This is a genomic window from Paenibacillus sp. J31TS4 (genome assembly GCF_018403265.1).
In the GTDB taxonomy this organism is placed as follows: Bacteria; Bacillota; Bacilli; order Paenibacillales; family NBRC-103111; genus J31TS4.
Genome location: NZ_BOSI01000001.1, coordinates 804,663 through 816,318, shown reverse-complemented (window position 1 = coordinate 816,318; position 11,656 = coordinate 804,663). Strand labels below are relative to the sequence as shown.

Below are 11,656 nucleotides of genomic sequence, written 5' to 3'. Positions count from 1 at the left end.
TCTCTGCCTTCCGGCAGAGACCTTTTTTGATTTCCTGCAAGCGAAGTGCTTGGCCCTTTCCCCGCCGCAGGGCGACCTGACAGGCCAGAGGGAGAGAGGAACGGAGGAGAGATGACGATGTATACGCCCAATTTGAACGAAGTGACGCGGCTTTCGTCCGCGTACAACCTGATTCCGGTGACCCGGAAGCTGATGGCCGACACCGAGACGCCGATCCGGCTCTTCCAGCACGTGGCGGAGCAGCCTCATGCCTTCCTGCTGGAAAGCGTAGAGGGCGGCGCCAAATGGGCGCGTTATTCGTTCATCGGAACGGATCCGTTCCTCACCATGCGCGCAAAGAATGGAAGCATCCAGGTGACCACCCGGTCGGGAACCCAGCGGCGGGACGAAAAGCCGCTCGAGGTGCTCAAAGCGTACATGCGGACCTACCGGAGCCCGTCGCTTCCGGACCTGCCGAGATTCACGGGAGGCGCAGTCGGTTTTTTCGGCTACGATCTGCTTCGTTACTACGAGGACCTTCCGGCACACCGGAACGACGATCTGCAGATGGACGATCTCAACTTCCTGTTCTGCGATCAAGTGATCGCCTTTGACCACTTCAAGCAGCAGATCACGATTATCGCGAACGTCCACATCCCGGAAGGGGCGACCGATACGGACATCCGGCTGGCCTACGAAGAGACGTGCCGGCGGATCGACCAGACCGTCGAGCGGCTTCGGAAGCCGTCCGCTCCGCTTCCCGCTCCAAGCGGCTTCGCTCCGGACAACGTCGAGCTCGGAAATGTTCGCTCGAACGTGACCAAGGAAGCGTTCCTCGCCAACGTGGAGGCAGCCAAGGCTTATATCCAGGCGGGGGATATTTTCCAGGTGGTGCTGTCCCAGCGGTTCGAGACGGAGACGGAGATTGAGCCGCTGCAGGTGTACCGGGTACTCAGAACGATGAACCCTTCTCCCTACATGTATTATCTAAAGCTGGACGACGAGATCATCGTCGGCACGTCTCCCGAGCTTCTGGTCCGTGTTGAAGAAGACAAAGTCGAGACCAGAGCGATCGCCGGCACGCGGCCGAGGGGCGCGACACCCGAGGAGGATGTGGCGCTCGAGCGGGAGCTGCTGGCCGACGAGAAGGAGCGGGCGGAGCATCTCATGCTGGTGGACCTGGGCCGCAACGACATCGGCCGCGTTTCCGAGTTCGGATCGGTCAAGGTGGATACGTTCATGGAGATCGAGCGGTATTCCCACGTCATGCACATCGTCTCGAACCTCTCCGGCAAGCTTCGCAAAGACAAGGATTTCTTCGACGCCTTCCTGTCCTGTCTGCCGGCGGGCACCGTCTCCGGAGCGCCCAAGATTCGGGCGATGGAGATTATCGCGGAGCTCGAAAACGAAGCGAGAGGCAGCTACGCGGGCGCCATCGGGTACCTCGGCTTTACGGGCAATATGGATACGTGCATTACCATCCGGACGATCGTCTTCAAACACGGTAAGGCCTATGTGCAAGCCGGTGCAGGCATCGTTTGGGACTCGGTTCCGGAGAAGGAATACGAAGAGACCCAGAACAAAGCCAAGGCGATGCTCAAGGCGATCCGGACGGCGGAGCTGCTGTTCCCCGGAAAGAAGAGGGAAGTCGAGGTCAATCGGGATTATTACATGAGCGGGCAAACGCGCTAAACAGGGATAAGGGGGAGAACGGAATGGACGGTCAATTCACGGTTCAGCAGGCGATAGCCGTTACGATTAGCGGCGGCACACTCGGACGGACGGAGGCAAGAAACGTCATGTCCGCCATCATGGACGGGCAAGCAACTCCTGCCCAAATCGGCAGCCTGCTTACGGCGCTGCGCATGCGGGGAGAGACACTGGACGAAATTACGGGATTCGCTCAAGCGATGCGGGACAAATCCCGCCGGGTCGCCACGGAGCAGTTCGACCTCCTCGATACGTGCGGAACGGGCGGCGACGGCGCGAATACGTTCAACATCTCGACCGCATCGGCAATCGTGGCCGCAGCCGGCGGCATCCGGGTCGCCAAGCACGGCAACCGGGCGATGTCGAGCAAGAGCGGCAGCGCCGATGTTCTGGAGGCGCTTGGCGTCAACATCTCGCTCGACAGCGAGCAGGCGGCCCGCTGCCTCGACGAGATCGGCATCTGCTTCATGTTCGCCCAGACGTACCATCAGTCGATGAAGCACGCGGCCGGACCCCGCCGCGAGCTGGGCGTACGCACGGTGTTCAATCTGCTCGGCCCGCTGACCAATCCGGCCGGAGCCGACCGCCAGCTGCTGGGCGTGTTTGACCGGGCCAAGACGGAGCTGATCGCGCAGGTGCTCGGAGAGCTCGGCCTGAAGCGTGCGATGGTCGTCTCGAGCGAGGACGGCCTCGACGAGATCAGCATCTCCGCTTCGACCCAGGTGACGGAGTTGAAGGGCGGGCAAGTGGCCACGTACCAGATTTCGCCGGGCGACCTCGGTCTCGGCACATACTCGCTCGCGGATGTGGCGGGCGGAGACGCCAGAGAGAATGCCGATATTCTCCGGTCCATTCTCCATGGGTCCCGCGGAGCCTACCGCGACATCGTGCTTGCGAACGCAGGCGCCTGCTTCTATGTGACAGGGCATTGTTCCACCTTGACGGATGGGGTACAATTGGCGGCGAAGGTCATCGATTCCGGTACCGCTCTTCGGAAGCTGGAAGACTTAATTCAATGTACGGGAGAGCTGAGCCATGTATCTTGATCGAATCGTAGCAACCAAGAAGCTGGAAGTAGAGCGGCTGCGGGAGACGCTGACCGCGGCGGACGCCGAGAGGCGTATTGCGGCGGAAGGAAGAGCCTGCCGCGGCTTCGCCCGTGCGTTGGACGAAGGACGCAAGCGCTCGCTTGGCCTCATCGCCGAGGTCAAGAAGGCGTCGCCGTCCAAGGGGCTGATCCGGGCGGATTTTGACCCGGTGCTGCTCGCTCAGGCGTATGTGGAGGCCGGTACGGATTGCCTGTCCGTTCTGACGGACCGCGAATATTTCCAGGGAGCGAGCGAATATTTAACCGCCATCCGGCAAGCCGTGGACGTGCCGATTCTGCGCAAGGACTTTACGATCGATCCGCTGCAGATCTACGAGGCCCGTCTACTGGGTGCCGATGCGGTGCTGCTGATAGCGGCCATCCTGGACGACGCACAGATCAAGGAGTTTCTCACGCTCTCACGCGATCTCGGCATGGATGCGCTCGTCGAGGTGCATGACCGTGAGGAGCTCGAGCGCGTGCTGAAGCTGGATGCGGATCTGATCGGCATCAACAACCGCAATCTGCACACGTTCGTCACGGATCTGGCGGCCACCGAGGCGCTGATCGGGCTCATTCCGGACGGGAAGACAGTGGTCAGCGAGAGCGGCATCCGCTATCCGGCCGACATTGAGCGGCTGGTCAAGGCGGGAGCCGACGCCGTGTTGATTGGAGAGTCGTTCATGCGCCAGCCCGATGTAGGCCGGGCGGTGCACGACCTGCTCGGCGCTTCGGAGCGGACTGGGGCGGCTCGTCCATGAAGATAGCGGTCAAGGTATGCGGAATAACGGAGCGCGGTACGCTTGAGCAGATGAAGGAGCTGGAGGTTGACTATATCGGCCTCTTACTCGCGCCAAGCAAGCGGAGAGTGACGCCCAGCCAAGCCGGCGAACTGGCCGGCTTCCTGCGTTCGGAAGCTAGAGGCTTCCCGCTGGGAGCTGCCCGGTCGGTCGGCGTTTTTGTTAATCCGAGCCGTGAGGAGCTCGCGGAGACGCTGGCTGCGGCGCCGTTGGACGTCGTGCAGCTGCACGGCGAGGAGCCGCCGGAGCTTTGCCGCTGGGCGGCGGATACGCTCGGCGTTGAGGTGATCAAGGCGCTGCCGCTGGCTGCTGCAGGAGAAGGGGGCAGCGAGGCGGATACGCTCGCGGAGCGGATCGCCCGTTACGCCGGCTCGGTACATGCGGTGCTGCTCGATACACACGATCCGGTATACGGGGGCGGTAGCGGCAAGCGGTTCGCCTGGGAACGCATCCCGGAGGCCCAGGAGGCGGCGCGCCAGGCGGGGATCCGCCTGCTCGTGGCGGGCGGGCTGTCGCCGGACAATGTCGGCCGGCTGCTGGACAGCTACACGCCCGACGGAGTTGACGTCTCGAGCGGGCTTGAGACGGACGGACGCAAGGACGCCGACAAAATAAAACGATTCGTAGAGAGGGTGAAGCAGGCGTGACACAAGTGCCTGATCAATATGGAAGATTCGGCCGGTTCGGCGGCCGTTATGTGCCGGAAACGCTGATGAATGCTCTGCTGGAGCTGGAGGAAGCGTACCACAAGAATGCGAAGGATCCTTCTTTTCAAGAAGAAGTCAATTACTTGCTGAAGCAATACTCGGGACGGCCGACACCGCTTTATTATGCGGAGCGTCTCACCGAGCATCTCGGAGGGGCCAAAATCTATCTTAAGCGCGAAGATTTGAACCATACGGGCGCCCACAAGATCAATAACACGATTGGACAGGCCGTTCTGGCCAAGCGGATGGGCAAGAAAAAAGTGATTGCCGAAACCGGAGCCGGCCAGCACGGCGTCGCTACGGCGACGATCGCCGCGCTGCTCGGACTCGAGTGCAAGGTGTTCATGGGCGAGGAAGACACGAAACGGCAGCAATTGAACGTATTCCGCATGAAGCTGCTTGGAGCTGAGGTGGTACCCGTCACGTCCGGAACCCGCACGCTGAAGGACGCCGGCAACGAGACGCTGCGCTATTGGGTGGCCAATGTGGAAGACACCTTTTACATTCTCGGCAGCGTTGTAGGTCCGCATCCGTACCCAATGATCGTCCGTGACTTCCAGCGTGTTATTGGCGACGAAGCGCGCAAACAGATTTTGGAGGAAGAGGGCAGGCTGCCGGATCTGGCAATCGCCTGCGTTGGCGGAGGAAGCAACGCCATGGGTCTGTTCTATCCGTTTGTCGGTGACGAAAGCGTCCGGCTGATGGGTGTGGAAGCGGCCGGCAGGGGCGTCGATACTGACGAGCACGCGGCGACGATCACCAAGGGAACCGAAGGGGTGTTCCAAGGGTCGCTAAGCTACCTGCTCCAGGATCAATACGGGCAGGTCCAGCCGGCGCATTCGATCTCTGCGGGACTGGACTACCCGGGAATCGGGCCGGAGCACGCTTACCTTAGCGATTCGGGCAGAGCCGAGTACGTCCCGGTCACGGACGCCGAAGCGCTTGAGGCGCTTCAGCTGCTCAGCCGCAAGGAAGGCATCATCCCTGCGCTCGAGAGTGCCCATGCGATTGCACAGACGATCAAGGTTGCGCCGACGATGCCCAAGGACAGCATCATCGTCGTCAGCCTGTCGGGACGCGGCGACAAGGACGTCGAGTCCATCATGTCGTATCTGGGAGGAGACGGACTATGAACCGCATTGACCAACGCTTCGCCGAGCTGAAAGAAAGAGGCGAAAAGGCACTTATTCCATTCTTAACCGTCGGAGATCCCGACTTGGACACGACAGTCGACATCATACTTCGTCTTGAGGAAGCCGGCGCCGACGTGATCGAGCTGGGGGTGCCTTATTCGGATCCTCTGGCAGACGGCCCGGTCATCCAGCGGTCTTCCCAGCGCGCGCTCACCCATCAGGTGACCATCCTGGACTGCATCCGGACGGCGAGCGCCTGCCGGAAGAGAGGCAGCCAGCTGCCTTTCATTCTGTTCACCTATTACAATCCGGTGCTGCAGCTGGGGCTCGACCACTTCTTCGAGACGATCGCCGAACACGACATCAGCGGCCTGATCATTCCGGATCTGCCCATTGAGGAAAGCGGACCGGTCCGCGAACGGGCGCAGGCGTATCAAATTCACCTGATTCCGCTCGTCGCCCCGACGTCCCGAGAGCGAATCCAGCAGATCACCTCGCAGGCTGCCGGCTTCTTATACTGCGTGTCCTCGCTTGGGGTCACCGGGACGCGCTCGGAATTTTATGACGGGCTGCAAGCGTTCGTCGATTCGGTGAAGCAGGCGACTGACCTGCCCGTAGCGATCGGCTTCGGCATCTCGAACCGTGAGCAGGCGCTGCAGATGGCGTCCATCAGCGATGGAGTCGTGGTGGGCAGCGCGATCGTCAGACAGATCGAAGAAGCGATGCCGCTTCTGTCGCAAGCCGCGACGCGAGAAGAAGGTCTCTTGCAAATTCGCGATTTTGTGCGACAATTAAAGGCGTAACTATTTTCGATAATCGAGGTGTTAACCGTGCAGCCCAAACAAAATATTGTCCACCTGCCGGTTTACCAGCCGGGTAAACCGATCGAGGACGTAAAGCGGGAGCTCGGCCTGACCGAAGTCATCAAGCTGGCGTCCAATGAGAACCCGTTCGGCTGCTCGCCGAATGCCAAGGAAGCGATTCTGTCCGAGATGGGCAATCTGAGCCTGTACCCGGACGGAGCCGCCGTCTCCCTCTCCGAGGTCGTCGCCGAGCACTACGGCGTACGCAAGGACCAGCTGATATTCGGCGCGGGCTCCGACGAGCTGATTCTCCTCATTGCCCGTGCTTATTTCGAGCGCGGCGACGAAACGGTGATGGCTGAGACGACCTTCCCTCAGTACAAGCACAATGCCGAGGTCGAAGGCGCAGTCTGCATCGAGGTACCGCTTCAGGACGGCAAGCACGATCTGAATGGCATGCTGGCCCGCGTAAACGAGAAAACGAAGATCGTCTGGATTTGCAATCCAAACAACCCGACTGGCACCATGCTGACACAAGCAGAAGTCGAGGCGTTCTTGGCCAAGGTGCCTTCGCGCGTGCTTGTCGTGCTGGACGAAGCGTACGCTGAATTCAACATGACGGACGAATACCCGGACGGCGTCAAGCTGCTGAACGCGTATCCGAACCTGATTCTTCTGCGCACCTTCTCCAAGATTCACGGTCTGGCTTCGCTACGGATCGGATACGGGATTGCGATGCCCGAGGTTATTCGTTCCATCAATCAGGTGCGGGAGCCGTTCAACACGGGACGCATGGCTCAAGCGGCGGCCAAAGCAGCACTGCTGGACAAGGAATTCGTCGAGAAATGCAGACAAGCCAATGCCGAAGGCATCCGTTATCTAAATGAACAGTGCGACCGTCTCGGACTGAGCTACTATCCGGCACACGGCAACTTCGTGATGATCGACGTGAAACGCCCCGCAGACGAGGTGTTCAACGGCCTGCTTCGCCGCGGCATGATCGTGCGCAGCGACAAGGGATGGGGCCTGCCGACCCGGATCCGTGTCACCGTCGGCAGCCGGGAACAGAACGAGAAGTTCATCCAATACCTCGAAGAGGTTCTTGCGGAAGTTCCGGAAGCGGCGGTCCAGGCGTAGCATGGAAGGATCGTTTGGAACATCGGCAAGAATTGCGATATACGGCGTAGGTCTGATGGGAGGGTCTCTCGCGCTTTGCTTCAAGGGCAAGCCGGGGTTGACCGTGGTGGGCCACTCCTCGGATCCAGCCGAAGTAATTAAATATTTGGAGCGCCGCGTCGTGGACGAGGCGACGACGGACTTTGAAGCGGCGGCGGAGGGAGCGGACTTCATCTTCCTGTGCGTGCCGGTCGGGGTACTGGGGGACTATCTTACGCGGCTGTCCGCTCTTCCACTCAAGCCCGGCTGCATCATCTCCGACGTTGGCAGCACCAAAGCGTCTATCGTGGCAACCGCCGCCCGCTTGCCGCTTGGCAGTGCCTGCTTCATCGGAGGGCACCCGATGACTGGTTCCGAGCGCTCCGGTGTTGAGGCGGCCTCGGCCATTCTGTACGAGAATGCTTTCTACATCCTGACTCCGCTGCCGGGAACGCCCGAGCATTCGTACAGCAGGCTGGTCGGTTTGCTGCAGGAGACCAAGGCGCAGGTCGTCCGGATGGATGCGGAGCAGCACGATTCCATTATTGGTGCGATCAGCCATCTCCCGCATGTCATTGCGGTTGCCTTAGTGAACCAGATCGCCGGCTACAACGAAGAGGATTCCTTCTATCAACGCTTGGCGGCGGGTGGGTTTCGCGATTTTACCCGGATCGCCTACAGTGACCCTGTCGTCTGGCGCGACATTTTAGTGAATAACCGCGACGTAGTCCTAAAGCTGATCGCCGACTGGAACCGCGAGCTTACTGATATGGCTCGTCTTCTGGAAACGGCGGACGGCGAAGGGATCGAGCGGAAGTTCGAGTCCGCCCGCACGTTCCGGGCCAAGCTGCCGGAGCGGCGCAAAGGCTTCCAGGCCATCATGCATGACGTGTACGTCGACGTGCCGGACCATCCGGGCGTCATCGGCAGCATAACCGGCTTACTTGGAAGCCACGGGGTGAACTTGAGCAACATTGAGATCATGGAGAGCCGCGCGGATGTCCCAGGTGTTCTCCGCTTGTCCTTTCGGGAGGCCAGTCATTATGAACGGGCCAAGGAACTGCTGGCGGAGGAGTACGCCGTCCATGCGTAAATGCCATAAAAACGTTTTCATAAATGGTATTGACAGAATGAAAACGGATACATATAATAAAAGTACAGTATGGTTTCTCTCCACTCCTATCCGAATATTTGCACTCTGTGCAGCCTGCCGGCATCCGGCAGGTCTTTTTTTTTGTCTTTGTCTGGTCGAAAAGAACCATGTTTACATAAATTTCACAGATTTCTGCGAAAAATTTAGCGAAAGAGGAAGGATTTTGAGTATTATCAAAGAAGTAATTAAGAGCTACTGGAAGACGGCACCAATTATCGACCCAAATTGACCTTATTTGAAGATATTGGGGATGAGGAGCGCACGGATCGACTGGCGCTCTTTCGTCATCTTTTCTTTTTTCCGACGTATGCTTCAAGGAGCAACGCAACTTTTTGCCGCCGGCGCAGTACAAACAAGTACAAGGCAGCTAGGTGACGCCGCGACTGCCGAGGAGGACCGCTTGTAATGACGGATTCGCAGTTAATTCGTGAGATTAAGGACGGCAATGTGGAGCTGTATGCTGAACTCATGAGTCGTTACGAGCGTAAAATTTACGCTTTCATTTATCACATGCTGAAGAGTTCCCATATGGAGGGCATGGTGGACGATCTCTGCCAGGAGACGTTCTATAAGGCGTTTCGCAGCCTGCAGACCTTCCGGGAAGTGGAAGCCGCCTTCTCGACATGGTTATATACGATCGCCCGCAATACGGTACTGAGCGAGCTCAGGCGCAACAAGCACGCCAAGGTGTCTCTCGAGGAGAGCGGCCATACCCCTCAAACGGCACCCGAAGCACTGCCGGAGCAAACCATTCTCCGCAACGAGAAGGTCTCGCTCGTCCGGGAAGCGATCAACAACCTGCCCGACAAGCAGAGAACTGCGCTGATTCTCCGGGAATACGATCAGTTGGATTATCAGGAGATTGCCTCCATGCTGGGGCAAACAGTCAGTGCCGTCAAATCCCTGCTGTTCCGCGCTCGGGCAAGCGTCAGACTCCAGCTGGAACCTTACATCATGGAACCGATATTCGGAGACTGCGAAGGGTGACGAACAATGGAGTGTACCCAGATCCAGGAATGGATCGCGGAGTATTTTGACCTTCCGGAAGAGGAGCAGCGAAGACAGGCAGTCGACCGGCACATTGAGCATTGCGATAGCTGCCGGGAAGAGTGGACCATCTGGCAGGAGAGCCTGCTATTTCTAGAAAGTGAAGGGCAGATGATTCCCGAAGAGGCGGTTCCGCTTCCGGATCGGCTGCAGGAGCAGCCAGCGCCATCGGTCGCGAGCCGGGTCATGGGCCAGATCTACGAGCAGGAATCCTGGCGGATTCCGGTGGCCGAACGAATCTACTCGCTTCCCTACAAGTTGAGAAGAAATATGCTGATCATGGTTGCGTTCTGCCTGGCGCTGTTTCTATTCAGCTTCGTCTATGCCATCGGGGGGCCGGGTAGCAAGAATGAGCTGCTCGCGCAGGACGGCGACAAATTCGGGCTGCACCCTACCGCTAGTGCATCGGGGCCGACGAGCTACGAACCGATGGTGGCGAAGCAGATGGCCGGGAGCTCATTCGCCGCGACCTCTCTGATCGAGCCTCTCAAGCTGGGTCCGATCCAGACAAACCCGAATTATTGGATCGTCGTCTCTCTTCTCGGCTTGATCGGCACGCTGCTCATCATGAACTGGCTCTCCCGTATCCGATCATGAGGAGGATTGGGGCGCCAGGGCGCTTCTTATGTCCACGAAAGATCTCTAATGGATAAGAACACTCCACCGCATAAGAAGCGCCAGGGCGCTTCTTATGAGCATGTACCAGCGCTAAGATCCGAAAACACAACACCGCATAAGAAGCGCCAGGGCGCTTCTTATGAGCATGTACCAGCGCTAAGATCCGAAAACACAACACCGCATAAGAAGCGCCTAGGCGCTTCTTTCGCATTTCGGCCATTCAGAGGTAAAGGAATATCCTGCTAATTCCGGTTCATACTAAACGTAACACGATAGGAACCGGAGGGACGACTTATGAACCTGGCAGAGATGCTGGCCTACGCCGATATCCAGGACTTGTGCCGCATTGCCAAGACATACGACTGCGACTGCAGTTCGAACTCGAAGCATCAGCTCATTCAATCGATACTGTCCGTAATCGGCAAGCGCGAACTGTTCGAGGAGCAGATCGGCGGCTTGCAGACAGAGGATATCCGGTTTCTGAATTCGCTGCTGTTCGACCGGCGGAACAAATTCAGTCTGGAAGAACTAATGGCAAGAGCCAATCAAACCAAGTTCGACCCTGAGGAAAGGGCAGAATGGAACCCGAGGGAGCTGATCGCGCAATTCAAGCGCCGCGGCTGGCTGTTCAACGGGCATTCCCAGCATACGCGCTATCTGTTCCTCGTTCCGGAAGATTTGAAGAGACGCTTTCGGGAAGCGATGGCGAAGCGCTTCGGCACCTCCCTGGTCGCGACCGGCCGGGAACCGGCTGTCTATCGGGACGAGCAGACACTGCTGTCTGCCGATCTTCAGGCATTCCTTCGGACAGTGGGAAAGCAGCCGCTTCCGCTGTCTGCCGACGGCTATTTATATAAGAAGAATCTGCAGCAGCTGCTCGACGGTCTCGCGGTGCCCGAGGAGATGATCGGTCGAACAGCCTGGCGGTTCGGCTACGGCCGCCGGTACAAAGAATACCCGGACCGGTTCTCCCTGCTCTACGACTTCTGCTACTTCTCGGGCCTGCTCGAGGAGACGGGACCGGAGCTGACGCTAACCCCGGCGGGACAAGCCGCGGCGACGGCCGCACCGGCGGACCGGGTCAAGGAGCTGTATGAATTCTGGCTCAAGCTGTACAAAGGGCCGATCCCCAACTTACAAGCGATCGTCCATTGGATTGAACAGCTTGCCGGCGACTGGGTAACGGTCGACTCGCTGGAGCAGGTGCTGCTGCCACTCATCAAGCCTTACTATTACGATGCGCCTTCGTCCATTTTGCGGCAGCGGATTTTGGCGAATCTGCTGCATCTCGGACTCTTGCGGCTCGGCCAGGACGAGGGACATGGAGAGGTGGCGTGCATCACGCCTCTCGGCCGCGTGGTCATACGGGGGATTTATGTACCCGAGGAAGAGAAGGGCATCGAGCTCTCGATTGACAAGCTATAGCCGCATTGCTACAATCGCCCACAGAACAAGCTATCGGAG

The 11,656-nt window shown here is 58.9% G+C and carries 11 protein-coding genes; all 11 read left to right on the top strand.

Annotated elements, in window-relative coordinates:
• Positions 1-117 precede the first annotated feature (117 nt).
• The 11 genes from trpE (at position 118) to KJS47_RS03585 (ending at position 11,617) form a co-directional block, all read left to right on the top strand.
• The gene (gene trpE / locus KJS47_RS03635; RefSeq protein ID WP_213522862.1) at positions 118-1,671 is read left to right on the top strand and encodes an anthranilate synthase component I; all 1,554 of its coding nucleotides are present in this window, start codon (positions 118-120) and stop codon (positions 1,669-1,671) included.
• 23 nt (positions 1,672-1,694) lie between these two features.
• Entirely contained in the window at positions 1,695-2,735 is a 1,041-nt protein-coding gene (gene trpD, locus KJS47_RS03630; RefSeq protein WP_213522861.1) for an anthranilate phosphoribosyltransferase, read from the top strand.
• Positions 2,725-3,537, top strand: coding sequence for an indole-3-glycerol phosphate synthase TrpC (gene trpC, locus KJS47_RS03625; RefSeq protein WP_213522860.1), 813 nt, complete (start codon positions 2,725-2,727; stop codon positions 3,535-3,537). Before trpD ends, trpC begins: the two co-directional genes overlap by 11 nt.
• Positions 3,534-4,223, top strand: coding sequence for a phosphoribosylanthranilate isomerase (locus KJS47_RS03620; protein WP_213522859.1), 690 nt, complete (start codon positions 3,534-3,536; stop codon positions 4,221-4,223). The genes trpC and KJS47_RS03620 overlap by 4 nt, the downstream gene beginning before the upstream one ends.
• Entirely contained in the window at positions 4,220-5,416 is a 1,197-nt protein-coding gene (gene trpB, locus KJS47_RS03615) for a tryptophan synthase subunit beta (RefSeq protein ID WP_213522858.1), read from the top strand. Before KJS47_RS03620 ends, trpB begins: the two co-directional genes overlap by 4 nt.
• On the top strand, positions 5,413-6,219 hold the full coding sequence (trpA, locus tag KJS47_RS03610) for a tryptophan synthase subunit alpha (protein ID WP_213522856.1): 807 nt from the start codon (positions 5,413-5,415) through the stop codon (positions 6,217-6,219). The genes trpB and trpA overlap by 4 nt, the downstream gene beginning before the upstream one ends.
• A 27-nt stretch (positions 6,220-6,246) precedes the next feature.
• Complete coding sequence (gene hisC, locus KJS47_RS03605) at positions 6,247-7,356, top strand: histidinol-phosphate transaminase (RefSeq protein WP_213522854.1); 1,110 nt, start codon at positions 6,247-6,249, stop codon at positions 7,354-7,356.
• Between the two features lies 1 nt (position 7,357).
• Positions 7,358-8,467 carry a prephenate dehydrogenase gene (locus tag KJS47_RS03600; protein WP_213522852.1) on the top strand — a complete coding sequence of 370 codons (1,110 nt, stop codon included), beginning with the start codon at positions 7,358-7,360 and terminating at the stop codon, positions 8,465-8,467.
• A gap of 465 nt (positions 8,468-8,932) precedes the next feature.
• A complete protein-coding gene (locus KJS47_RS03595) occupies positions 8,933-9,514 on the top strand; it encodes an RNA polymerase sigma factor (protein WP_213522850.1) in 582 nt (193 codons plus the stop codon).
• A gap of 6 nt (positions 9,515-9,520) precedes the next feature.
• Complete coding sequence (locus tag KJS47_RS03590) at positions 9,521-10,171, top strand: anti-sigma factor family protein (RefSeq protein ID WP_213522848.1); 651 nt, start codon at positions 9,521-9,523, stop codon at positions 10,169-10,171.
• A gap of 315 nt (positions 10,172-10,486) precedes the next feature.
• Entirely contained in the window at positions 10,487-11,617 is a 1,131-nt protein-coding gene (locus tag KJS47_RS03585) for a hypothetical protein (RefSeq protein ID WP_213522846.1), read from the top strand.
• Positions 11,618-11,656 lie beyond the last annotated feature (39 nt).

Bases quoted from the DNA above. Each gene is read 5' to 3' on its own strand.
- KJS47_RS03600 (WP_213522852.1), top strand. From the start codon at position 7,358: ATGGAAGGATCGTTTGGAACATCGGCAAGAATTGCGATATACGGCGTA.
- trpC (WP_213522860.1), top strand. From the start codon at position 2,725: ATGTATCTTGATCGAATCGTAGCAACCAAGAAGCTGGAAGTAGAGCGG.
- KJS47_RS03620 (WP_213522859.1), top strand. From the start codon at position 3,534: ATGAAGATAGCGGTCAAGGTATGCGGAATAACGGAGCGCGGTACGCTT.
- KJS47_RS03595 (WP_213522850.1), top strand. From the start codon at position 8,933: ATGACGGATTCGCAGTTAATTCGTGAGATTAAGGACGGCAATGTGGAG.
- trpA (WP_213522856.1), top strand. From the start codon at position 5,413: ATGAACCGCATTGACCAACGCTTCGCCGAGCTGAAAGAAAGAGGCGAA.
- KJS47_RS03585 (WP_213522846.1), top strand. From the start codon at position 10,487: ATGAACCTGGCAGAGATGCTGGCCTACGCCGATATCCAGGACTTGTGC.
- trpD (WP_213522861.1), top strand. From the start codon at position 1,695: ATGGACGGTCAATTCACGGTTCAGCAGGCGATAGCCGTTACGATTAGC.
- KJS47_RS03590 (WP_213522848.1), top strand. From the start codon at position 9,521: ATGGAGTGTACCCAGATCCAGGAATGGATCGCGGAGTATTTTGACCTT.
- trpE (WP_213522862.1), top strand. From the start codon at position 118: ATGTATACGCCCAATTTGAACGAAGTGACGCGGCTTTCGTCCGCGTAC.